Origin of the sequence: Streptomyces sp. NPDC059003 (assembly GCF_042740445.1) — a bacterium.
Lineage (GTDB): Bacteria > Actinomycetota > Actinomycetes > Streptomycetales > Streptomycetaceae > Streptomyces.
The window spans coordinates 127,869-151,377 of sequence record NZ_JBHYJH010000006.1; the positions used below are offsets into that span (position 1 = coordinate 127,869).

General features: G+C 73.3%; 19 protein-coding genes. 8 read left to right on the forward strand and 11 right to left on the reverse strand.

Annotated elements, in window-relative coordinates; all coding sequences use genetic code 11:
* The first annotated feature begins 28 nt into the window (after window positions 1-28).
* Window positions 29-835: a transporter substrate-binding domain-containing protein gene (locus ACFWZ5_RS05615; RefSeq protein WP_384792030.1), complete on the forward strand. Its 807-nt coding sequence runs from the start codon at window positions 29-31 to the stop codon at window positions 833-835.
* Window positions 836-851: 16 nt separating this feature from the next.
* On the opposite strand, the gene ACFWZ5_RS05620 is transcribed toward ACFWZ5_RS05615, so the two are convergent.
* The 5 genes from ACFWZ5_RS05620 to ACFWZ5_RS05640 form a co-directional block, all read right to left on the reverse strand.
* Window positions 852-1,586: a class I SAM-dependent methyltransferase gene (locus ACFWZ5_RS05620; RefSeq protein WP_384792027.1), complete on the reverse strand. Its 735-nt coding sequence runs from the start codon at window positions 1,584-1,586 to the stop codon at window positions 852-854.
* A gap of 170 nt (window positions 1,587-1,756) precedes the next feature.
* The gene (locus ACFWZ5_RS05625; RefSeq protein ID WP_384792024.1) at window positions 1,757-3,079 is read right to left on the reverse strand and encodes a cation:proton antiporter; all 1,323 of its coding nucleotides are present in this window, start codon (window positions 3,077-3,079) and stop codon (window positions 1,757-1,759) included.
* 61 nt (window positions 3,080-3,140) lie between these two features.
* On the reverse strand, window positions 3,141-4,547 hold the full coding sequence (locus tag ACFWZ5_RS05630) for a cytochrome P450 (protein ID WP_384792021.1): 1,407 nt from the start codon (window positions 4,545-4,547) through the stop codon (window positions 3,141-3,143).
* Window positions 4,544-5,635 (reverse strand): alpha-hydroxy acid oxidase, encoded by a 1,092-nt coding sequence (locus tag ACFWZ5_RS05635; protein WP_384792062.1) that lies wholly within the window; start codon window positions 5,633-5,635, stop codon window positions 4,544-4,546. The genes ACFWZ5_RS05630 and ACFWZ5_RS05635 overlap by 4 nt, the downstream gene beginning before the upstream one ends.
* Window positions 5,635-7,263, reverse strand: coding sequence for an NAD(P)-binding domain-containing protein (locus ACFWZ5_RS05640; protein ID WP_384792018.1), 1,629 nt, complete (start codon window positions 7,261-7,263; stop codon window positions 5,635-5,637). The genes ACFWZ5_RS05635 and ACFWZ5_RS05640 overlap by 1 nt, the downstream gene beginning before the upstream one ends.
* 314 nt (window positions 7,264-7,577) lie before the next feature.
* Here ACFWZ5_RS05640 and ACFWZ5_RS05645 point away from each other — a divergent pair, with 314 nt between their 5' ends.
* Window positions 7,578-9,224, forward strand: coding sequence for a class I adenylate-forming enzyme family protein (locus tag ACFWZ5_RS05645; protein WP_384792015.1), 1,647 nt, complete (start codon window positions 7,578-7,580; stop codon window positions 9,222-9,224).
* A 75-nt stretch (window positions 9,225-9,299) separates the two neighbouring features.
* On the opposite strand, the gene ACFWZ5_RS05650 is transcribed toward ACFWZ5_RS05645, so the two are convergent.
* Complete coding sequence (locus ACFWZ5_RS05650; protein WP_384792012.1) at window positions 9,300-10,307, reverse strand: GlxA family transcriptional regulator; 1,008 nt, start codon at window positions 10,305-10,307, stop codon at window positions 9,300-9,302.
* A gap of 159 nt (window positions 10,308-10,466) precedes the next feature.
* On the opposite strand from ACFWZ5_RS05650, the gene ACFWZ5_RS05655 reads away from it, so the two are divergent.
* Window positions 10,467-11,342 (forward strand): NAD(P)-dependent oxidoreductase, encoded by an 876-nt coding sequence (locus ACFWZ5_RS05655; RefSeq protein WP_384792009.1) that lies wholly within the window; start codon window positions 10,467-10,469, stop codon window positions 11,340-11,342.
* Window positions 11,343-11,400: 58 nt separating this feature from the next.
* A complete protein-coding gene (locus ACFWZ5_RS05660; RefSeq protein WP_384792006.1) occupies window positions 11,401-12,483 on the forward strand; it encodes a phosphotransferase enzyme family protein in 1,083 nt (360 codons plus the stop codon).
* 61 nt (window positions 12,484-12,544) lie between these two features.
* Here ACFWZ5_RS05660 and ACFWZ5_RS05665 read toward each other — a convergent pair whose 3' ends face one another.
* Entirely contained in the window at window positions 12,545-13,171 is a 627-nt protein-coding gene (locus ACFWZ5_RS05665) for an RDD family protein (RefSeq protein ID WP_384792003.1), read from the reverse strand.
* Between the two features lie 156 nt (window positions 13,172-13,327).
* On the opposite strand from ACFWZ5_RS05665, the gene ACFWZ5_RS05670 reads away from it, so the two are divergent.
* Both ACFWZ5_RS05670 and ACFWZ5_RS05675 read left to right on the forward strand, forming a co-directional pair.
* Window positions 13,328-13,717, forward strand: a complete 390-nt coding sequence (locus ACFWZ5_RS05670; RefSeq protein WP_384792000.1) for a PPOX class F420-dependent oxidoreductase — start codon at window positions 13,328-13,330, stop codon at window positions 13,715-13,717.
* A gap of 324 nt (window positions 13,718-14,041) precedes the next feature.
* Window positions 14,042-16,273 (forward strand): MMPL family transporter, encoded by a 2,232-nt coding sequence (locus ACFWZ5_RS05675; RefSeq protein ID WP_384791997.1) that lies wholly within the window; start codon window positions 14,042-14,044, stop codon window positions 16,271-16,273.
* 110 nt (window positions 16,274-16,383) lie between these two features.
* Here ACFWZ5_RS05675 and ACFWZ5_RS05680 read toward each other — a convergent pair whose 3' ends face one another.
* The 4 genes from ACFWZ5_RS05680 to ACFWZ5_RS05695 all read right to left on the reverse strand — a co-directional run bounded on the left by ACFWZ5_RS05680 (window position 16,384) and on the right by ACFWZ5_RS05695 (window position 19,980).
* The gene (locus ACFWZ5_RS05680) at window positions 16,384-17,115 is read right to left on the reverse strand and encodes a class I SAM-dependent methyltransferase (protein ID WP_384791994.1); all 732 of its coding nucleotides are present in this window, start codon (window positions 17,113-17,115) and stop codon (window positions 16,384-16,386) included.
* 68 nt (window positions 17,116-17,183) lie between these two features.
* Entirely contained in the window at window positions 17,184-18,119 is a 936-nt protein-coding gene (locus ACFWZ5_RS05685; RefSeq protein WP_384791990.1) for an SDR family NAD(P)-dependent oxidoreductase, read from the reverse strand.
* Window positions 18,120-18,221: 102 nt separating this feature from the next.
* Window positions 18,222-18,986 carry an SDR family oxidoreductase gene (locus ACFWZ5_RS05690; RefSeq protein WP_384791987.1) on the reverse strand — a complete coding sequence of 255 codons (765 nt, stop codon included), beginning with the start codon at window positions 18,984-18,986 and terminating at the stop codon, window positions 18,222-18,224.
* 121 nt (window positions 18,987-19,107) lie between these two features.
* A complete protein-coding gene (locus tag ACFWZ5_RS05695) occupies window positions 19,108-19,980 on the reverse strand; it encodes a helix-turn-helix domain-containing protein (protein ID WP_384791984.1) in 873 nt (290 codons plus the stop codon).
* A 301-nt stretch (window positions 19,981-20,281) separates the two neighbouring features.
* On the opposite strand from ACFWZ5_RS05695, the gene ACFWZ5_RS05700 reads away from it, so the two are divergent.
* Window positions 20,282-22,426 (forward strand): PEP/pyruvate-binding domain-containing protein, encoded by a 2,145-nt coding sequence (locus tag ACFWZ5_RS05700; RefSeq protein ID WP_384791981.1) that lies wholly within the window; start codon window positions 20,282-20,284, stop codon window positions 22,424-22,426.
* Window positions 22,423-23,340, forward strand: coding sequence for a hypothetical protein (locus ACFWZ5_RS05705; RefSeq protein ID WP_384791978.1), 918 nt, complete (start codon window positions 22,423-22,425; stop codon window positions 23,338-23,340). Before ACFWZ5_RS05700 ends, ACFWZ5_RS05705 begins: the two co-directional genes overlap by 4 nt.
* The last annotated feature ends 169 nt before the right edge of the window (window positions 23,341-23,509 follow it).

Genomic DNA, 23,509 nt, shown 5'->3' on the forward strand with positions numbered 1-23,509 from the left:
ACGTCGCACAAGAGAGGAACCCGCCGCCATGAAGCGTGCCGTCACCCTGTCCGCCCTGGTCTGTCTGCTCGCCGTCACCGCCGCCGCGCCCGCCGCACCGGACGCGGGCGGGCGGCACGCGCGCGACAAGGGCACCCTCCTCGACTCCGTACCGAGGAAGGGCGTCCTGCGCGTCTGCACGACCGGCGACTACCGCCCCTTCACGCACCGCGGGAGCGACGGCTCGTACAGCGGCATCGACATCAAGATGGCGCACGACCTCGCCAAGTCCCTCGACGCGAAGCCGAAGTTCGTGGCCACCACCTGGAAGCGGATCGCCGACGACGTGGCCGCCAGGCGCTGCGACATCGCCGTCGGGGGCGTCTCGATCACGCTGCCGCGCGCCCGCAAGGTGTCCTTCAGCGAGCCGACCCGCGAGGACGGCAAGACGCCGATCGCGCGCTGCGCCGACCAGGACAAGTACGCGACCCTGGAGCAGATCGACACGCCCGGCACCCGCGTGGTCGTCAACCCCGGCGGCACGAACGAGCAGTTCGCCCGCGCTCACATCAAGCGGGCCACCCTCACGGTCCACCCGGACAACACCACGATCTTCCAGGAGATCGTCGACGGCCGGGCGGACGTGATGATGACCGACGCGAGCGAGACCCGCTACCAGGCCAGGCTCCACCCCGAGCTGTGCTCCCTCCACCCCGACAAGCCCTTCACGTTCGCCGAGAAGGCCTACGCGGTGCCGCGCGGCGACGCGCCCTTCAAGGAGTACGTCGACCAGTTCGTGCACCTGGCGACGCACGACGGGACGTACGCCAAGTACGAGGCGGAGTGGATGAAGTAACGCCCCGCGGGCGGGACTAGAGCTCCCGGCGGAACAGTGCCGTCCACAGGAAGTCCTCGCCGAAGTGCGGTGACTCGGGCGGCTCGGGGCGCATGCGGCGCAGCTCGACCTCCGTCAGGCCGGAGAAGATCCAGCGCAGTGACTCCGGCGTGTAGGCGAGGCCGCCCTGGAGGCCTGCGTGCCGGTAGAAGTCCGCGTCGGACAGCTCCGAGCCCATGGCGCCCGCCGCGAAGCAGGTGAGGGCGTAGTGGCCGCCGGGCGCCAGCGCGCGGTCGAGCAGGTCCAGATAGCTGACGCGGCGGTGCGGCGGCAGATGGTGGAAGCACCCCGAGTCGTACACCAGGTCGTAGGGGCCGCCGAGCGCGGCCACGTCGAGGTCGAAGGCGTCCCCGAGGTGGAAGCGCACGTCGGCCCCGGCCTCGCGGGCGCGTTCCGTGGCCCAGCCGATGGCCCGCGGCGAGAGGTCGACGGCGTCCACGTCGAAGCCGAGCGAGGCCAGGTGCAGCGCGTTGCGGCCGGGGCCGCAGCCGAGTTCGAGCGCCCGGCCCGGCGCGATCAGGCCCTTCTCGAGGTGGGCGGCGAGGCTCTCGTCGGGCTTCGCCACGAAGAACGGCACCGGCTTGGAGCGGTCGGCGTAGAAGCCGTCCCACCAGTCGGCGCCACCGCCCTCGGTCCAGCGGTCGGCCTCCGGCGCGAACAAGCCGTCAAGGAGCTTCAGCACGTCGTCGACACTGCGTATGTTCCGGTCCATCCGAACCCCTTTCGCGATGCTCGGACAGTACCTGTGGAACGTATGAAATCCCAGGTCAGACGGTGTGCGGCCGGACGCGTGGGACGGCGTGTGCGGGGCGGCGGCGCACCCGTGCGAGGGATCACCCCCACCCCTTGGGGTACGGCCGTGCGAGCGCGGCCCGAGGGGCGTCAGGCGGGCATTCCCGGCTCCGCCGGAGCGGGTTTCTCCACGGATTCCGGCGGCGGCCCGCCCGCCGGGGCCGCTCCGCCCTCCGGGACCGCACCGCCCCGCCTGCGGTCGAGCAGGTCCCACAGGCTGAGCAGCGGCGTGGCCATCAGCGTCGTCACCAGGGCCACGACGACCAGCATCGAGAAGAGCCGGGGCGACACGATGCCCGCCGTGAGCCCGATGTTGATCGCGATGAGCTGCATCAGGCCCCGCGCGTTCATGAGGGTGCCGATGCGCAGGGCGACCCCCGGCTCCTCGCCGACGGCCCGCGCCGCGAGCCAGCACGCCCCGAACTTGCCCGCGATCGCGGCAAGGACGCAGCCGGCGGTGAGCAGCAGGAACGCGGTCCCGGCCAGGAGGCCGAAGTCCGTGTTGAGGCCCGAGTACGTGAAGAACAGCGGCAGGAAGACGATCCGGGCGACGGGCGCGACCGCGTCGACCGCGTGGTCCACGGCGGCGGAGCGGGGGAAGACGGTGCCGAGGCTGAACGCGCCGAACACCGCGTACAGGCCGATCTTGTCGGTGTACCAGGCCGCGAGGAACAGCGTGAGCACGGTGAGCAGCACGACCCGCTCGGGAGCGAGCCGGTCCAGGCGCCGCGCGATCGGCTCCCGCGCCCGCAGCAGCAGCGCGAGCATCAGGACGAGCCCGGCCGCGCCCGCCACGGCCTTGGCGAACGGCCCGGCGCTGTCCCGCGACAGGCTCACGACGCCCGCGAGCAGCACCCACGCGACGACGTCGTCCAGGGCGCCCGCGGCCAGCGAGATGGAGCCGAACCTGGAGCCGGTCAGGCCGCGTTCGGTGATGATCCGGGCGAGCATGGGGAACGCCGTGATGGCGAGCGTGACGCCGACGAACAGGCACGCCACCAGCAGCGACACGCCGTCCGGCAGGATGTCGACGGAGCCGTGCACCGCCCACACCAACCCGGCGCCGAGCGCGAACGGCACCACGATGCCCGCGACGGAGATCACCCCGGCCGCCCCGGCCACCGGCCGGACGCGGTCGGTGCGCAGCTCGTACCCGGCCTGGAACATGAAGACGACCAGGCCGATCTGCCCGGCGACGAACAGGACCGGGCGCAGCTCCTGCGGGAACAGGGCGTCCTGGACGCCGGGCGCGAGCAGGCCGAGGAGCGAGGGGCCGAGCAGCACTCCGGCGACCATCTCGCCGACGACGGGCGGCTGCCCCAGGCCGCGCAGGGCGAGCGCGGTGACCCGGCAGGTCACCAGGATCACGACGACGGCGAGGAAGAACGCGGGGCCGAGCTCGGTGGTGGACATGGTCGGCGCCCTTCGGCTCGGGGTGGGGGCCCGCCGTGGCGGGCGGTGGGGCGGGCTCGGGTCAGACCGGGTACGGGCACCGCGGCCGCCCCTCGGTGTCGTGCGTGGCGAAGTAGCGCGTGGCGAGCCGTCGGCGGCGGGCCGCGAGCACCATCCAGGTGCCGAGGCCGAGCTGCACGGGGGCCCGCCACACGTCCTCCCAGCGGTCCCGGACCCGCAGGAACGCCCGCGCGCCCAGGGCCACGGGCCGGGGCAGCGGCCGTGCGCGGCGCAGGAGGAGGCAGGGCGCGCGGTGCGGCAGCGACCGGGTGTGGGAGACCGGTGAGTCGAGGGTGAACCGGCGCAGGACCTCCCGCGTGGCGGCGCGCATCACCAGGGGCGCGAGGCGCCACGCGGGACAGGGGCGGTTGGCGGCGACGCCGAACGGGATGTGGTGGGCGTCCTTGGCCGCGAGCCGCTCCCAGCGCTCGGGCGTGAACGCGTCCGGGTCCTGGTAGCCGGTCGCGTGGTAGTCCGGATAGCTGAAGCACAGCACGGAACCGGCCGGAATGACGGGCGCGCCGTCCAGCGCGATGTCGGCGGTGGCGATCCGGTGGGCGATGCCGAACAGCGGATACAGGCGGAACGTCTCGTCGATGACGTGCTGCAGATAGCGCTCGTCGTCCGGGTCGCGGGTGAGGCGGCGCTGCACGTCGTGGTGGTGCGCCACGGCGAGCAGCAGATGGGCCATGGCCTCGGACAGCTGCACCACGGCCGTGTTGAAGAACGTGCCTTGCAGGTAGTACGCCTGCTCGCGCACGGTCAGGCCGCGGGGCAGCGGGTGCGGTACGGATCCGGTGGCGACGCGGTGCAGGAGGTAGCGGGTCAGGCGGTCGCGGCGCCTCATGTGCCGGGGCCGGGTGCACTTGAGGGCGCTCACCACGTCGTCGGCGTTGTCGGTGATGAGCCGCCGCACGCCCGGCGGGCACGGCTCGTGGAAGACGCGTTCGTGGAAGAACTCCGCCCACACCGGCATCATCAGATCGCGCAGCCGCACCAACGTGGCCCGCCCCGGCGCGAGTTCGTCGAGCACGGCGGCGGTGCAGCGGGTCGCCACCGCCGAGAGCTCCGTGGCGGAACCGGCGAGGACGGCGATGGTGGTGCGGGCGACCTCGTCGTAGCGGGGCCCGGACTCCAGGTGCTCCTGGTGGACGTGGGCGCCGGGGGAGAGCCAGTACCAGAACAGGTCGGAGAGGGCCGCGCCCCGGCTGCGGCCGCCCGCCGCCGGGTGCCCGTACAGCTCCTCGAACTGCTCGGGCCCGACGTGGTCGTTGGGGAACGTGATGCCCTCGGCGCCGTTGAGACGGGCGAAGATCCGGGCGCGCAGGGCGACTACGGACGACGGCAGCCAGTACGGCGTGGACAGGGCCGCGACGACGGCGCCGGTGGCGACGAGCGCCGTCCTCCGGGCCGTCCCGCGCCCGGTCATGGCTGCCCGTGCCCGGCCCCGGGGCACGAACGGCCGACGACCAGGTCGGGCGTGAGGTCGGCGGGGGTGCGCCCGCCGCACAGCGCGAGGACGTGGTCGAACTCCTCGCGCAGCAGCTCCAGGACCTCGCGCACCCCCGCCTCGCCGGCCGCGGCGAGGCCCCACAGCACGGGCCTGCCCACGCCGACGGCCGTGGCGCCGAGCGCGAGCGCCACGGCGACGTCGGAGCCCTGGCGCACCCCGCCGTCGAGCAGCACCGGCACACGGCCCGCGACCGCGTCGGCGACGCGCGGCAGGGCGTGCACGGCGGCCGGGGCCGCGTCGAGCTGGCGGCCGCCGTGGTTGGACACCCACACGGCGTCGACGCCCTCGGCGACGGCGATCCGCGCGTCCTCGGGGTGCAGAACTCCCTTGAGCACGACGGGAAGCCGGGTCAGGTCGCGCAGGCGCCGCAGGTGCTCCCAGGACAGCGCCGGTGACATGGCGATGTGCCGGGTGCGGCCCGGGGGCGCGCCGGGCAGGTCGCGCATGTTCTCGGCGGCGAGCCCCGGCGGCAGGTCGTGGAAGCCGTTGCGCTCGTCGCGGGTGCGGCGGCCGAAGACCGGGGAGTCCACGGTGACGACGAGGGCCGTGCAGCCCGCCTTCTCCGCGCGGCGTACGAGGGCGGCGGTGACGTCGTCGTCCGGCTGCGGGTAGAGCTGGAACCACAGGGCCGCGTCCGCGCGCACCGCCCGCGCGGCCGCCGCGACGTCGGCGACGGACACGGTCGCCGCGACGCCGGTGACCAGGACGGTGCCCGCCCCGGCGGTGGCGCGGGCGGTGGCGCGCTCGCCGTCGGGGTGCGCGAGCCGGTGGAAGGCGGTGGGGGAGACGAGGGCCGGCAGCGTGGCGGCGTCGCCGAGCAGCCGGACCGTGAGGTCGCGCCGGTCGTTGCCGCGCAGCACGCGCGGCAGCAGCGCGAGGCGGCGAAAGGCGCGCTCGTTGTCGGCGAGCGCGGTCTCGGCGCCCGCGCCGCCCGCGAAGTAGTCGTAGTGGACGGGGTCGAGGACCTCGCGCGCCCGGTCGTGGAGTGCCGCGAGCGTCCGCATCACGCGTGGTCCGCGCCCGCCCGCGCCAGGCGGGTGCGCAGGAAGCGGAGGAGCGGGGCCCGGTGGACCTCCTCGCTGTCCCACTCGTTCTCCAGGTTCTCCGTGAGGTGGTGCTCGGCCTCGGGGACGGGAGCGGGGTCGGCGGGGCGTGCGCCGCCGGTGAACTCGCGGACCACCGGGTGCAGATAGCGCCCGTCGAGGCCGCTCGCGTCGCGCTGCGCGGGCCTGGTGACCTCGACGGTGAACGGATCGACGCGGTCGTGGTCGGCGCCGTACTCCAGGGTGACGCTGAAGTAGCGCTCGACGTCGCCGAAGTCACCGTCGGCGACCGTGCGGTGGAGATGGGCGACGGGCACCTCCTCGTGGTAGCGGAGGCCGCCGTCGGGGCCGACGAGCAGGGCGTCCGCGAGCACGCCGAACTGCTGCCACAGCGCGGAGCTGCGGTTGACGCGCTCGACGACGGCGTCCGCGGCGGCCGCCGGCGTGGGCGGCAGCTCCTTGCCCGGCCAGGGGACACCGTGGTAGCGCCGTTCGAGAATGTGGTGCAACGCCCGGACGCCGTAACGGAATCCATGGATGAATCCGCTCGTCGATTTCTTGAAGTCGCGGACCTGGGTGAGCGTGCCCGCGAAGTACAGATCGGGAACGTTCACGGATTCCCAGGCGTCGGTCTGCGCCGGAAACCGGTCATTGATCGTCAACTGCGGGCGGCATTCCGGGGCGAACGGGGAGGCATCGAATCGGAAGCCGGTGGCGAGAATGACGCGGTCGTACGGTATCTCCTTGACCACTTCGTCGACGCGGGCGAACGCGACGGCGACCAGATACGACCTGTCGGGGCGGCGTCGGATCGACAGGACCTTGCCATCGAGGAGCGCGTTCTGCGATTTGAGCTGGTAGGTGTCCAGGAAATTGTTGTTCACCGCACGCAGATGGCCGACGAAGTGGGTCTGCCACGCCATGCGAAGCGAGCCGGGTCCGGCCAGATGGATGACGGCGGCCGTCTCGATCAGATTGTCCGCGGTTTCGAAACCTGAATTCCCGCGCCCGATGATCAGCACCCGCTGCCCGGTGAAGTCGGCCGGGTCCACGGTGACGTCGCCGTACCGCTCGGCCGTCTCGACGCCCTCGATGTCCGGGACGTACGGCTGGGTCACGCCGGTCGCCACGATCAGGCGCCGGGCGCGGAAGACCGTGCCGTCCTCGGCGCGGGCGACGAAGTCCCCGGTGCCCGCCGGGGGGCCGGGCCTGGCGATCGAGGTGATGCGGGTGCCGTACCGGACGCGCAGACGGTGGGTCGCGGCGAAGTCCGCCAGATAGCGGACCAGGTCGTCGGCGGCGGGGAAGTAGCGCGGGGTGCAGCCGGTGAACAGTGGGGCGCCCTCGTCCGAGAGCAGCGAATTCCAGTCGGTGCGAAGGCGCAGCTCCGGGTCGTCCCAACCGGTGTGCACCTTGTTGATCGATATGAGCGTGCGATGCCGGGGGAATCGAGTGAAGAAGGTTCCCGGAGCCGTCCCTGACTCGACGATGAGATAGCTGTGGCCGGAGCGGTCAAGGAAATAACCGGCCTGGAGGCCCGCGGGCCCGGCGCCGACAATCAAGTAGTCAACCAACTCACCGTCAGACACGCCATTCTCCCGTCTCCGGCGAGCGTCCGTGACGCGTCCGGTGAGCGTCTCAAGCGAGCGGATATATCAAGGTAGTTGAGTCTTCAAGGGTCAGCCAGGGCGCCGCAATGTGGCGTGCGTCACAGTGAATTCCCGGGCGCGGGAATTCAACTCGACGATACGGTGGGCCTGATCGGTCCGGGCGCGGCGCATTTCGGCCAGAGGTCGCGGCCCCTATTGCTGCTGGTACGTACCACTGATACGCACTGCTCAGTGCCGCCCCATTCCGGCGCCATGCGGCCGGGCCCTCACCTGTCCTCCGGAGCGGATGCCACGTGGCTCACTCGACCGAACCGCCCTTTCCGCAGGCCCTCCTCGACGCGTTCCGCCGCCGTCCGGCGTCCGTGGCCTTCGAGCACCGCTCCCGCACCGTGACGCGCGGCGAGGTGCTCGCCCTCGTCACCCGGTGCGCGGCCGGGCTGCGCGCGGCGGGGCTCGGACCGGGGAGCTCCCTGGCCGTCGCCACCGGCGTCACCCCCGAGGGCTTCGCCGCCCAGATCGCCGGACACCTCCTCGGGTGCCGGGTGACGGGACTGCGGCCCGGCCTGACACCGCACCAGCTCGCGCACGTCCTCGCGGGCGGCATCGACACGGTCGTCACCGACGCGGCCACGGCACGGCCCGAACTCCTCGCCGCCGCACGGGAGCTGCCCGTCCTGCGCCTGGAGGCCGACCTGCTCGCCGCCCACCCGCACAGCGAAGCGCTCCCCGGCCGCGACCTCGTCGCCCGCGGCCGCCCCGACGACATCGCCCTCGTGCACCTCACCAGCGGCAGCACCGGCCACCCCAAGGGCTGCGCCCTGACCTACCGCGCCCTGACCGCGTCCTGGTCCTGGCAGCCCGCCCGCTGGGACGCGAGAACCACGCGCCTCGCGGCCGGATACCGGCGCTATCTGCTGTTCGGCACCCTGACGAGCGCCGTCATGTTCGAGCACCTCGGCCTGTGCCTCCTGGGCGGCGGCACCGCCGTCATCCCCGACCCGCCCCTGGAGTTCCCGCAGGTCATCGAGCGCCACCGGATCACCGCCCTGCTGATGACCGTGCCCCGCCTGCACCACGTGCTCGACGCGCTGCGCGACGAGGGGCCCGCCGGGCACACCGACCTGAGCGGCCTCCGCGTGCTGATCGTCGCCGGTTCGCCGCTCGCCCCGCACAAGCTCGCCGAAGCGGTACGCCTGATCGGGCCCGCCGTGCACCACGCGTACGGCCAGACCGAGACCGGCATGCTCACCCTGCTCACCCCCGACGACCTCGCCCACCGCGCCGACGCCACCCCCAGCGCCGACGGCGCCCTGAGCTCCGTCGGCCGACCCTGGGCGCGCACCGAACTGACCGTGCGCGACGCCGCGGGCGACCCGCTGCCCACCGGTGGCACCGGCGAGATCTGGGTGCGCACCCCCTGCGCCATGGCGGGCTACTGGCAGGACCCCAAGGAGACCGCGGAGGTGCTGCGCGGCGGCTGGGTGCGCACCCGCGACATCGGCCACCTCGACGACGAGGGCCGCCTCCATCTGACCGGGCGCGGCCGTGACGTCGTCATCGTGAACGCCGTCGTGCACTACACCGGCCCCATCGAGCAGGCCGTCGCCGCCCACGCCGACGTCGACCAGGCGTACGTGGTGGCCGCGCCGGACGAGCACACGGGCGAGGCCGCGCACGCCTTCGTCGTCCCGGCGCCCGGCCGCACCCCCGACCTGGCCGCCCTGCGCGAGCGCGTCGCGGCCGAACTGGGCGTGACCGGCATCCCGTCCACCCTCACCCTCGTGACCGACGTGCCGGTGGCGGCGAGCGGCAAGCCGGACAAGCGCGCCCTGCTCACCCGGATCCCGCCGCCCCGCACGACGACGCGCGCGGAGCCCAGGGGGCAACGGCCCGCCGGTCAACGCCCGTCCGGCCAGGCGTCCGCCGACCACGCCCGCTGACCGGACCCGGGCGGCGGTCCGCGCCGCGCGGCCCCGAGCGTGCCGAGCGGCCCCGAGCGCGCCGACCGGAACGGCTCACGACCGCGCGTCGACGACCTCCCGCGAGAACGCCCGCCGGTGGTCGCTCGGGGACACCCCCACGTGCCTGAGGAAGTGGTGGCGCAGATTGTTCGCCGTGCCGAGCCCGCTCAGTTCGCCGACCTTCTCGACCGGCAGGTCCGACGCCTCCAGGAGGCTCTGCGCCCGCGCCAGCCGCTGGTTGAGGAGCCACTGGAGCGGTGTCGTACCGGTGGCCGCCTGGAGCCTGCGGTAGAGCGTGCGCGGGCTCATCGCCGCCCGCCGCGCCAGGTCCTCGACCGTCAGCGGTTCGTCCAGGTGCCGGCGCGCCCACTCCAGGACCGGGGTGAGCCCCGCGTCGTCGGTCGAGGGCACCGACAGGTCGATGAACTGCGCCTGCCCGCCCGGCCGGTGGGCGGGCACCACCATGCGGCGGGCGAGCTGGTTGGCGACGTGCGCGCCCAGGTCGCGGCGTACGAGGTGCAGGCACAGGTCGAGCCCGGCCGTCAGGCCCGCGCTGGTCAGCACGTCCCCGTCGTCCACGTACAGGACCGAGTCGTCGACCCGGACCTTCGGGTAGCGCGCGGCGAGGTCGCCGGTGTGCTGCCAGTGCGCGGTCGCCCGGCGCCCGTCCAGGAGGCCCGCCTCGGCGAGCGCGAAGGCGCCGGTGCACAGCGACACCATCCGCGCGCCCGCGTCGTGGGCGTCGCGCAGCGCCTCGACCAGGCCCGCAGGCATCGGAGCGCCGTCCTCGACGACCGGGTCGGGCACGGACGGCACGATGACGGTGTCCGCCGACGCCAGGTCCGCGAGGCCGTACGGCGTGTTCAGGGACATGCTGAACGGCCCGGAGTCCGCGGGTCCTGCGGGCGAGCCGATGCCGCACAGGCGCAGGTCGTACCAGGGGTCGTGCAGATCGGGCTGCGGCTTGCCGAACACCGTGCACGGGATGCTCAGTTCGTACAGGTCCCAGGACGGGAGCCCGATCTCTTGGGTCACGACCACCGCGACGGAACCAGCGCTCATGCGGCGAGGATACGACGCCCACCGGCGTGGCAGGAATTTGGTGGCCGCCGTCACCACTGTCACTGTCCGCCGCTCCGGCCCGCTGCGAAGGTGGTCCTCACAAGCAAGATCGACGCGACCGGCCGCCACCGGGCGGACGCACAAGGAGCAGCACACGCAATGAACGCTGAACGACGCACCCCCGTGACCGTCATCGGACTCGGCTCCATGGGCACGGCCCTCGCGACCGCGCTGATCGAGCGCGGTCACCCGACCACCGTGTGGAACCGCTCCCCGCAGAAGGCCCGCGCCCTCGGCGAGCGCGGCGCCCACGTCGCCGAGACCCCCGAAGAGGCCCTGGCGGCCGCCGAGCTGGTGATCGCCTGCGTCCTCGACTACGACGCCCTGCACACCGTCATCGACCCCTTCGTCGGCACGCTCGCGGGCCGCACCCTCGTCAACCTCACGTCCGGCTCCCCCGAGCAGGCGCGGGAGTTCGAGACCTGGGCCGCGGGCCACGGCATCGCCTATCTCGACGGCGCCATCATGACCACCCCGCCGGGCGTCGGCAGCTCCGAGGTGATGTTCCTCTACAGCGGCTCCCGCGAGGCCTTCGACACCCACCGGCCCGCCCTCGACGTCCTCGGCGACCCGCTGCACCTCGGCGCGGACGCCGGTCTCGCCTCGCTGTACGACGCGGCCCTGCTCGGCGTGATGTGGGCCACGATGACCGGCTGGCTGCACGGCACCGCGCTCGTCGGCGCCGACAAGGCGAGGGCCGCGGAGTTCACGCCGCTCGCGATCCGCTGGCTCGGCACCGTGAACAACTTCCTCACCCGGTACGCGGGCCAGGTGGACGACGGCCGCTACCCGGGCGACGACGCGACCGTCGACGTCCAGATCGCCGCGATCGACCACCTCATCCACGCGGCGGCCGACCGCGGCGTCGACAACGCGCTGCCGGAGCTCCTGAAGTCGATGATGGAGCGCGCGCACGCCGCGGGCCACGGCCAGGACAGCTACGCGAGCCTCATCGAGGTGCTGCGCGGCAAGTGACCGGGTCCGCCCCGAAAACCGGCGGCGCGCCGGGCCCGCCGGATGCGATCATGCGCCGATGACCGACGAGCGGACACCGCCGGGCGACGACCGGACCGCCCTCTCCGGCACACCGGAAGACACCCACGCACCCGACGACACCCGTGTGCACGACGACGCCCGCGTACGCGCCTGGGTCCGCGAGGACTTCGGCGTCGCCCTCGACCGGCTCGACCCGGTGACGGACGGCGCGGACGAGGCGGCGTGGCTGTGGCGGGGGACGGGCGCGGACGGGCGCCGGTACGCCGTGAAGCTGAGCAAGGGCGGCTCGGCGGCCGGGCTCGTCGTCACCGCACGGCTCGCCGAGCACGGCCTGCCGGGTGTGGCCGGTCCGGTGCGCACCCGCCGCGGCGGGCTGTGGAGCGCGCGCGACGGCGGCCGCCTGACGCTCGTGCCCTGGGTGTCCGACGCCCCCGCGCTCGACGGCGCGATGGGGGCCGAACACTGGGCGGCGTACGGGGAGTTGCTCGCGCGGGTGCACGCGACGCCGGTGACGGACGAGCTGGCCGGCGCCCTGCCGCGCGAGGACTACACGCACGAGCGGCTCGCGTCCTTCGTCCGGGACGTCGACCGGCGCCTGCGCCGCGACCTCCCGCCCGGGGCCGACGCACTGCACCGGGCGGTCGCGGCGGAGTGGCGCGCGGCGACGGACCGGGCCGGGGAACTCCTCGACCGGGCCGCCGCGCTCGGCAGGGCGCTGCGCGCACGGCCCGCCGCGCCCATGGTCGTGTGCCACGGCGACCCGCACCTCGGCAACGTGCTCCTCGGCGGTCCCGGCCGGGTGTGGCTCATCGACTGGGACGACGCGGTGCTCGCGCCGCGCGAGCGCGACCTGATGTTCGTCATGGGCGGCGTGCTGTACTTCGCCCTGGTGGGCCCGCGCGAACAGGGCTGGTTCTTCGACGCGTACGGAGCCGTGGCCACCCCGGATCCGGACCGGCTCGCCTACTGCCGCGCGATCCGCGCCCTGGAGGACCTCGCACTTCCCGCGGCCCAGGTGGCCGACGCCGACCGCTGGTCCGAGGCGGAGCGCGTCGAGGCCCTGGCCGTCGTGCGCGGCGTGCTGTCACCGACGGGACTGGTGGAGCAGGCGCTCTCCTAGGGGGTGTCCGACGGGTGGGCGCTCGACGACCCGGTCCCGGCGTTGCCCGACCGGGGCGCCGTCACCAGCTGGACAGGTCCGCTCGCGACGGCTCGGGCCGCCGCTGCGACGGCATGGAGGGCAGGCTCGCCGTCGCCACCGACGTGCGCGCGAGCCGGTCCGCCAGGGAGCGGGACGAAGGGGACAGGGCCGGCAGCGCGTTGAACGCCCACAGGGCGACCGCGGCGAGCCAGCAGAGGACGGACAGGACGATCCGGCCCTGGACGAGCAGGCAGCACGCCACCGCGTACACCGCCACGTCGGCGGCGGTGGTGACGGCCGCCCGCACGGCCGCGCGGGACGAGGTGTGCGGCGTGACGCGCAGCCCCATCAGGGCCTTGCCGAGGGTCCGCCCGGCGAACCTGAGCGTGGCCCACTGGTACAGGAACGTCAGCACCACCAGGGCGGCGAAGGCCTGCTGGACGTAGCCGACGGAGTCCTGCCACAGCGAGTCGACGAGGTCCTGCCCGGCGCCCCGGGCGTCACCGCCGGACCTGACGAACTCCCAGCCGCCCCTGGCCGCCAGCTCGGGCACGTCGGTGAGGAGCGCGCTGACGCGGTGGAACGTCAGGACCGCGAGCCCCGACGCCGCCGCCACCACCAACGCGAAGTCGATGAGCCACGCGCCAACGCGGCGAAACTTCGGCACAGTTGTCCCCCAAGACCGTTTCCCCGGCTGCTTCCCCGACCGCTTCCCCCGGGCCGACCTCGGAACGGTAGCAACCGGGCCGCCGTCGGCGGGCCGGTCCGGCGAGACGGAGGAGCTGCTTCCGCTACGGCCGCGGGGGCGGCCTAGGCTCCGCACATGGCCGACGACACGCTCATCGACCGCCTCGCGGGCGGTTCGTACCTGCTGGTCACCACCTACCGCAAGGACGGCACGGGCGTGCCGACCCCGGTCTGGGTCGTGCGGGACGGTGCCGCGCTCGGCATCTGGACGGCCGCGGACAGCTGGAAGGTGAAGCGGATCCGCCGGAACGCGGAGGTCCGGGTCGGGCCCTGCGACTTCCGCGGGCGTCCGACGGGGGAGTCGATTCCAGCCATGGCCGAGGTGTGCGACTCGACGACCACCGCGCGCTATCGGACACTCGTCGCGCGCAAGTACGGAATGACGGGGCGCCTCACGCTGTTGGCCAGCAGGGCGCGTCGGGGGCTGAGCGGCACGGTGGGTATCCGTATCACTCTCTCTGCGTGATCAAGCGCGAGTGATGTGTCCTGAAATACCGCATCATGGACGGGAATTGGACGTGCGGTGAACGTGTGGAGACGCACGTCACACCCCTTGACTTCCCCCTAGTCCATGAGATCTACACCTATCTGTCGCGTCTCCTACCCGAGGATGACCCGCCCTTCCGGCGACTACATCAGGCGTGGGCGCAGAGTCCGGCCCGCAGTCTGACTTCCCCGGAGAATGCGTCCCTCAACATGGAGTAGATCCTGCCGACCCACCCTGACGTGCGCACCCGTGCCGCCGGGAGGTCGGCCCTGCCTGCCAATCCCGACGGGAGTCTCTTTCGCCGTGGCTACGTTCCTCTACAAACTGGGCCGAATGGCCTTCAGACGGCGCTGGTGGATGGCACTGATATGGGTGCTGCTGTTCATCGGTGCGGGCGTCGCTGCGTCGTCGGCTCCCAAAGCGCCCGCCGACAGCTTCTCCATGCCCGGCACGGAGTCGCAGAAGGCCTTCGACCTGCTCGATGAGCGGTTCCCCGAGACCAGCGCCGACGGTGCCACCGCCCGCGTAGTCGTCCGCGCCCCCAAGGGCGAGAAGATCGACGCCGCCGAGAACAAGGCGAAGGTCGAGAAGCTGGTCGACCGCCTGGGCAAGGGCGCGAAGGTCACCAAGGTCGACGACCCGTTCAAGACGAACGCGGTCAGCAAGGACCGGACCACCGCCTACGCGACCGTGTCGTACAAGGTCACCGGCATGGAGCTGAGTGACAAGAACAAGGAAGCCCTCACCAAGCTCCTCGAGGACACCCGCAAGGACGGGCTGACCGTCGAGGCGGGCGGTGACGCCGTCGAGACCGAGCAGTCGATGGGCGGCAGCGCCGAGATGATCGGCATCGCGGTCTCCGCGGTGGTCCTGATCATCACGTTCGCCTCGCTGGTCGCGGCGGGCATGCCGATCCTGACCGCGCTCATCGGCGTCGGCATCGGCATCTCCAGCATCACGGCGCTCGCCAGCACCCTGGAGCTGTCCAGCACCACCTCGACGCTCGCCATGATGATCGGTCTCGCGGTCGGCATCGACTACGCGCTGTTCATCGTCTCGCGCTACCGAGCGGAGATCGCCGAGGGCCGGACACCGGAGGACGCGGCCGGCCGCGCCGTCGGCACCTCGGGTTCCGCCGTGGTGTTCGCCGGACTCACCGTGGTCATCGCCCTCTCCGGCCTGGCCGTCGTCAACATCCCGCTGCTCACGAAGATGGGCCTCGCCGCAGCCGGCACCGTGGTGATCGCCGTCCTCATCGCGCTGACCCTCATCCCGGCCCTGCTCGGCATCGCGCCCCGCAAGGTGCTGCGCCGCAAGGACCGCAAGAAGCCCGTCGGCGTTCCGTTCGCGGACGCGCACGGCAAGCCCAAGCTCGGCACCCGCTGGGCCCGGTTCGTCCTGCGCCGCCCGCTGATCGTCCTGATCTTCGCCGTCGTCGGCCTCGGCGCCATCGCCGCCCCGGCCGCCAAGCTGGAGCTCGGCCTGCCCGACGAGGGCACCTTCGCGCCGGACACCACCCAGCGCAAGGCGTACGACATGCTGTCGGACTCCTTCGGCAACGGCTTCAACGGCCCGCTGACGGTCGTCGTCGACAAGGACAAGGGCGCGGGCGCCGCTGCGAAGGAAGTCGGCGAGGCGTTCAAGAAGTTCGACGGCGTCGTGAGCGTCACCCCGTCCACGCCGAACAAGGCCGACAACGCGGCGATCATGACCGCGGTGCCGAAGACCGGACCCAGCGACGCCGACACCGAGAAGCTGGTCAAGAAGATCCGCTCCGACATCAGCGACGTGGAGTCCAAGACCGGCTCCGAGGTCCTGGTCACCGGCGCGACGGCCATGACCATCGACTTCTCGCAGACCCTCGACGACGCGCTCATTCCGTACCTCGCGCTCGTCGTCGGCCTGGCCTTCCTGCTCCTGATGCTGGTCTTCCGCTCCATCCTGGTTCCGCTGAAGGCGGCCCTCGGCTTCCTCCTGTCGGTCCTCGCGGCGCTCGGCGCGGTGGTCGCGGTCTTCCAGCAGGGCCACCTCGCCGACCTCTTCGGCGTGGAGCAGCCCGGCCCGATCATGAGCATGATGCCGATCTTCATGATCGGTGTGGTCTTCGGTCTGGCCATGGACTACGAGGTGTTCCTCGTGACGCGTATGCGTGAGGCGTACGTCCACGGCGAGCGCCCGGGCGAGGCCATCGTCACCGGCTTCACGCACAGCGGTCGCGTGGTCGCCGCCGCCGCGATCATCATGATCAGCGTCTTCTCCGGCTTCATCCTGGAGGACGAGGACATGATCAAGATGATGGGCTTCGGTCTCGCCGCGGCCGTCCTGTTCGACGCCTTCGTCGTCCGCATGGCGATCGTCCCGGCCGTCCTCGCCCTGCTCGGCAAGGCCGCCTGGTACCTGCCGCGCTGGCTGAACGCGCTCCTGCCGAACGTCGACGTGGAGGGCGAGAAGCTCCACAAGATGCTCGGTGACAACAACGGCGGCGGGCCCGCGCCCGACGCCGACCCGGAGCGTCAGCTGCAGCCGATGCGCTGACCTGCGGCACCCGTCCGCGGACCCGCGGACACCATGGTGGCCCGGTGACCTTCTCGGTCGCCGGGCCACCGCGCGTTCGGCGGCGGCCCCCGGAGGGTGAAGGCGGCGGATCACCGCGTCCGGGCGTCCAGGATCGCGGCGTGCGGGCGCGTCAGATAGGGAGCCCAGAAGGCGTCCGACGGGGCGGGCTCCGCGGTGTCGGAGACGACGTGCGCGCGCCACTTCGGCGCGGCGAAGCCCGCCTCGCGCAGTGCCGTGTCCAACGTCGCCGCGGTCCAGTAGCGGGCGGTGAAGCGGGCGCTGCGCTCGCCGACGGTGAAGCCGAAGTCGACCGGCGCGGTGTCGCGGCGCTCGGCCACGGAGAGCCGGAAGCCGTAGCGGGCGTAGTGCTCCGCGTCCGGATGCAGGTCCGGGTGGATGGGCAGGGTCAGGAGGCGCCCGCCGGGACGCAGCGCCGACGCGATGGTGCGGCACATCGCCACGAGTTCGTCGTACGTGGTGGCGTGCGGCAGCACATACACGCCGAGCACCAGGTCGAAGGCGCCGCGCAGCCGCTCCGGCAGCGCCGTGACGTACTCGATGCCGAGCCCCTCGGACTCCTCCCGGCGCCGCGCGTGGTCGATCATGCCCTCCGACACGTCGAGGCCGACGACGCGGCGGGCGCCGCTCCGCGCGAGCAGCCGGGTGTACACGCCGCTGCCGCACCCGAAGTCCAGGATGTCCCGGTCCCCGATGGCGCCCAGGTGGTGCAGGACCGTGGGGAACTCCAGGCCCTGCCGGAAGGGCAGGGCCGCGGACTCCTCGTAGATCTGGGCGAGCTCGTCGAACTGACTGTGTGTCACGCCTGTGCCTCCCTGGCCGCTGCGTCCAGTGTGGCCGGTGAGGCGGGAACGCGGGAGGCGTGTCTTCGTCAGGCGGTGGCCGGATCCTTGGCTTCCGGATCCACGGCGGCCGGAGTCGCGACGGCCGGGTGCAGCAGGTCGTCGAGGTCGAGGCGGCGCAGCAGGTCGGCCTGGAGCCGCTGGGCGGTGGCGTCGACCTCCGCGGCGCCGTCCTGGAGGAAGTCGACGGAGGTGCGGAAGGGCCGGGTGCCGTGGGGGAGGCCCACCACGCGGGCGATCTCGTCGGCGACGGCCCGCGGCGTCGCGTCCGGCGGGCTGAGCGCGGCGAGCCGGTCCATGATGTGCTGCTCGACGCCCGCGAGCCTGCCGTACGCGGCGGCGGTGGTGCCGTCGGCGGGCCGGGTGCCCTCGCTGAAGTGGACGGTGCCCGTGGTGATGGCGCCGGGCACGACGACGGCCACCTCGACGCCGTAGCGGGCGACTTCGTAGCGGGTCACCTCGGCCAGCGAGTCCATCGCGGCCTTGGCGGCCTCGTACGGGCCCTGGAAGGGGTAGATCATCCGGCTCGTCGTCGAGCCGACGTAGAGCAGCAGGCCGCGGCGCCGGGCGCGCATGTGCGGCAGGACGGCCCGGTTGACGCGGTGCGGGCCGATGGCGTTGGTGTCGAGGATCGCGGCGAGCTGGGCGTCGGTGAAGGCCTCGGTCACGCCCGCGCCCAGATGGGCCGCGTTGTGCACGACGGCGTCGAGGTGGGGGCGCTCGGCGAGGACGGTGCGGACGGCGGAGTCGGCGGACTCCTGGCTGCCGACGTCGAGTTCGACCACGCGCACGTCGACGCCCGCGTCGGCGGCGTACGTCCGCAGGGCCTCGGCCCGTGGCGCGTTGCGCCCTTCGGTGTCGCGCAGGCTGGCGTAGACGGTGTGCCCGGCCTCGGCCAGGGCGCGGACGGTCTGGTTGCCGATGCCCGTACCGGCACCGGTGACCAGGAGGGTGAGGGGCGGCATGGGTGCGCTCCGATCTGCGGGGACGGCGGGGTACGGGTGTGGGGACGGGCGGGTGCCGGGGTGGGGGCGCCGGGGGCGGCGTCCCCACCGGCGACCGGGGCGTCAGCGGGTCGTGTAGCCGCCGTTGAGGAAGAGCGTCTGCCCGTTCGCCCACCAGCCGTCGGTCAGCAGGTGCCGCACCCACGGGACGATGTCCTCGATCTTGGTGAGGTCGCCGTTCATCGCCGACGACTTGTGGTAAGCGATGGAGTCGTCGTCCTCGGCCGGGTAGAAGAACCCCGTGTCCATCGGTCCCGGCGCGATGTTGTTGACCGAGATGTTCCGGCCGAACAGCTCCTTGGACAGGGCCCGCGTGAAGTGTTCCACCGGAGCCTTGCTGCCCGCATACGTCGAGTACAGGCCGGTGTAGGCGGCGAGCAGGGACGTCACGATCGTGATGATCTTCCCGCCGTCCTCGACGCGCCGCGCGGCCTCGCGCATCACGAAGAACGCGGCCTTGGAGTTGACCGCGAACATGCGGTCGTACTCCTCCTCGGAGATCTGTGTGAGCGGCTTCTTCAGGACCATCCCGGCGGTGTTGACGCTGTAGTCCAGCTTTCCGAAGCGGCCCACGACCTCGTCGAAGACCCGCTCGACCTCGGCGGCCCGGGTCAGGTCCGCCTGGAGGGCGAACGCCTCGCCGGGGCCCGCGTTGATCTGCGCGACCACGTCCTCGGCCTTGGAGCGGGAGGAGTCGCTGTTGTAGTGGACGGCCACCTTCGCGCCTTCGGCGCCGAGGGTGGTGCTGATCAGTCCGCCGAGATTGCGGGACGCGCCGCCGACGAAGGCGACCTTTCCTTCGAGAGTCTTGTCCGGGGTGGTGACCATGACAGCCTCCTAGCAGGTGGGTCGGGCTTCGCCTCAGACTCGCCTTCGGGGCCGCCGCAGATCTTGAACGATTCCATCGCTTCTGGAACGAATCGCTCATGGGTGGGCGAAACGGAATCCGTCAGGCCCGCTCACTCCCGTCCCGGAGCGTGCGGGGTGTGACGCCGGTGTGCTGTCGCATCGTGCGCGTGAGATGGCTCTGGTCGGCGAAGCCGAGCTCCAGGGCGATGTCCGCGATCGGCGCGTCCGTGGTCAGCAGGGCCTTGCGGGCCCGGTCCAGGCGGCGCTGGGTCACATAGCGGTGCGGGGACTCGCCGGTCGACGCGCGGAAGGCCCGGGTGAAGTGCGAGGCGCTGATGCCCGCCACGGCGGCTAGGTCCTCCAGGGTCACGCGCGCCGCCAGGTTGTCGTGGATGTAGTCGAGGACCTCCGCGAGGCGCCGGGGCGGCAGGCCGCCGTCGCGTACGGACAGGTCGCCCGCGTTCGTGGAGATCCGCAGGATGACGGCGCACGCCGCCTGCACCAGGGACTCCGCGTACAGCGGATCCGCGGGCCCCGGCCCCTCGAACTCCGTCACGAGCCGCTCCACCAGCATCGTCAGGAGCGGATCGGTGAAGTGGAACTTCGGCTCCACCCGGAACCGGCCCCGGGCGCCCTCCTCGGCCGCCATCCGTTCGAGGCGCTCCGGGGCGACGGCGAGCAGCATCAGCTCGGCGTCGTCCGTCCAGCGCGGCTGCGACGGGACGCCCGCGGGATGGATGACGGCCTGGCCCGGGTGGAAGCGCCCCCGGAGTTCCATACCGCCCGCCGTGCAGCGCAGCTCCGTCGGCCGCCCGGTGTAGATCCCCAGGAGATGCATCGACGGCGTCGTCACGGGAGGCGTCTCCCCCTTGCCGACCGCCCGCTCCACGGCCCGCTCCACCACCGCGTGCCGCAGCTGGCCGCCGCTCCCCGACAGCCACCGCACATGGGGCTTGATGCGCGAACCGCTCACCCTTCCATGGTCGCCCAGCGCCCGCAGGCGTGCCTCCCGAGGGCTTGGGGCAGGGCCTGGGTCAGGGCTTGGGCGGGGCGGACGGAAGGCGGACGGAGGCCGGTGCCTGCGGGGCGGGTGAGGTTCCAGTGTCGGATGTGCCCACAGGGGTCGGTCTCTGGCGTGAAGGACCAGTTCGGCGTAATTCGTTCCGGTGTGAACTCAACTTAAGCGTCGGGCCACGCGTCCGTGCTAAGGGCTGGATGGTTCATGGACAGGCCTCGTGGCCGGGCTGTTCGCCCGGGGGCGGAGGAGGTGGGCCATGATCGGGGTCGATACGGACCGGTTGGCCGTGGTGGGGCTCGAGGCGCGCAGGGCGCGCGACGCACGGCTCGCGGGCGCCAAGGCGGCGCACCTGGCACGGGCGGCGGGCGCGGGCCTGCCGGTCCTGCCGGGATTCGTGCTCGTGCCCGCGCGCGACACGGAACCCGGGCCGCACGGCGAGGACGAACTGCGGCGCGCCTGGCGCGAGTTGAGCCACGACGGGGTGCGCGCCCTGGTGGTGCGCTCCTCGTCCGCGTACGAGGACACCGCCGAGTCGTCCATGGCGGGACTCTTCGACACGGTCCTCGACGTGCGCGGCTGGAGCGACTTCACGGCCGCCGTCCAGCGCGTGCTCCGCTCGGCGCACCGCTCGCCGCTGCGCGGCGCGGGCCCGGGTGCGGGTGCGGGTGCGAGCCTGGACGGGCCGCCGCCGGACGACGCCATGGCGGTCCTCGTCCAGCCGATGGTGCACGCGGCCGTCGGCGGCGTCGTGTTCAGCGCCGACCCGCTGGCCGGGCGGCAGGACCGGATGGTCGTCAGCGCGGTGTCCGGCGGCCCCGACCGGCTGGTCAACGGCAGTGTCCAGGGCGTCCGTTACCACCTCACCCGGCACGGCCGCCTGGTGCACACCGAGCCGGACGAGCCGCGCGAACGGCGGCTCCTGGCCCGGGGCAGGCAGCTGCGCCTGCTGCGCCTGGCCCGCGACGCCCAGCGGGAGTTCGGCGGCCCGCAGGACATCGAGTTCGCGTTCGACGCCGACGACCGGCTCTGGCTGTTCCAGACCCGCCCCATCACCGCCATGCCGGCACGGCCGCCGCGGCGCGCCCGGCTCCTCGGCCCGGGACCGGTGGCGGAGACCTTCCCCGGGGTGCTGCAGCCGCTGGAGGAGGACCTGTGGGTGGCCCCGATGGCGCACGGCCTCGCGGTGGCCCTCGACGTCGCGGGTGCCGCGCCCCGGCGCCGACTGCGCCGCCTGCCCGTCGTGACCACCGTCGACGGCCGCGCGGCCGCCGACCTGCACCTCCTGGGTGCCGTGCCCGCCACCCACCCCTTCCTGGCCTTCCTGAACCCGGCGCCCGCCGCGCGGCGCGCCGCCGCGGCCTGGCGCATGGGACGGCTGCGCACGACGCTGCCGATGCTCGCCCTCGACCTGACGGCCGACGTGGACCGCTACCTGGCCGAACTGCCCGCACCCGCCGAGCTGTTGAGCGGCCGGCTGCTCGCCGCCCTCTCCTGGGGCCGGACCGTCCTGTCCGCGCTGCACGCCCAGGAGTCCCTTGCGGGCGCCCTGCTCGGGCAGGGCTCGGGCGCCACCGCGGTCGGCGAGGCCCTCGCCGTCCTCTGCGAGGCCCGCGCCGACGAGCCCGACGACGCCCGGCTCGTCGCCCGGCACCCCGTCCTGCTCTCGCTCCTGCCGCCGACGCTCGGCCCCCGCGCCCCGCTGCCCGCGCGCACGGGCCGGACCGGCGCGCCCCGCGGCACGGCCGTGCTGCCCGCGCGCGAAGGGCTGCGGCTGCGCATCCGCTGGGTGCAGGAGATGCAGACCAGCATGGTGCGGGAGCTCGCCCGCCGCCTGACCGCCGTCCACCTCCTCGACGAACCGGACCGGATCGCCCTGCTGCGCTGGTCGGAGCTGACCGCGGCGGGCGACGGCAAGGGACTCCCGGCCGACCTGCCCGAACGCCTTCCGCGCCCGCCGCGCTCCGAGCTGCCCGCCGCCTTCCGGCTCGCCGCCGGACAGCCGGTCACCGAACCGGGCAGGCGCAGGGCGGCCACCGCGGGACAGGGCGCGGGCGGCGGCTTCGGCTCCGGCACCGCGTGGCACGGCACCGGCGAGCGCCCCCGCTTCCCGGTCCTCGTCGTGCGCGCCCTCGACCCGGCCCTCGCCCCGCTCCTGCCGGGCCTCACCGGCCTCGTCGCCGAGACCGGAAGCGTCCTTTCGCATCTCGCCGTGCTCGCCCGCGAGTACCAGGTGCCGACGGCCGTCGGGGTCCCCGACGCCCTGGACCGCTTCCCGGCGGGGACCCGCCTCACCGTGGACGGCGGTACCGGCGCGGTGGAGGTGGTGCGGATGGCGGCGGTCGGCGGGCCGCCCGGCGCCGCCGCCGGTGACGCCGACTACACGGAGGGCATGGCGTCATGAAGTACGTGAGCTATCTCTTCGGCGGACTCACCGCCGCCGCGGCCGCCTCGTACAGCGTCGTCTACCTCACCCGCTGGGAGTGGCAGCGCGCCCTCATCTGCGGTGTGCTGCTGCTCGTGGTCGAGGGCCTCCTCGTGTGCACGGTGCTCCTGAGCCGCCTGGGGCGCCTGGAGCGGCGCATCGCCGACTCCAGTCTGCGCACGGAGGAGGTGTGGCGGCGGCTCCAGGAGTCCCGCGCGGACGACGGCGTACGGTTCCGCTGGCTGGAGCCGCACGGCTCCGGCGGCACCCAGCACACGTATGTCTTCGTGCCCGTCCTGATGGCGGCCGGTGCGCTCCTCTCCGGCATCGCCTGGGTCGTGCAGAAGATCTCGGCGGCCACCGCACGGCCCGGCGCGGAGCGCAGGCTCGCCGGGCGGCTCGCCCGCCTGGCCGCACCCTCGGACGAACTGCGGGGCCGCGCGCCGGAGTTGGAGGACCAGGAGGCCGTGCCCCGGCCGCGTGCCGTGCGCGGCGTCGTGGTGAGCGCGCTCGGCGCGGTGTGCGTGCTGCTGCTCGCACTGCTCGTCGACACGCTCTCCGACGCCACCCAGACCCGCGCGGAAGGGCGGCCCGACGCCGCCGCGACCACCGTCGTCTACCGGGTGGAGGTCCGCGGCACCGACGACGGCCGCGCCCGCGCCCTGGCCGCCCGCGAACTGTGGGAGCGGTGCCGCAGGTCCACCGCCGCCCTCAACGAGCACGCGCCGCTCAGCCGCCTGAGCGGCGACGTCTGGGCGGGAGTGATACGTCCCGCGCTCTCCCGGCACGACGTGATGCGGCTCAGCGGATGTCTCGTCGACGCGACAGCGCACCGCACCCGGGCCGAGGTCCTGGGCGAGAGCCAGGTGGCGCCGGCGAGCGGGGGCCGGTGACCGGGCGGTTGCGCGGGCGGCTGTGAGAAAGCCCATGAAGTCGGCCGGTACGAGGGTGAGTTGACGGGACGCACGGGTCCCATGGGGCGGGCGGACGGGGTCCCTCGGCCCGGTGAACGCCGGTAGCCTGGACGCCGTCTGTGTGCCTTCCCCGCCCCGTCCTGGAGTA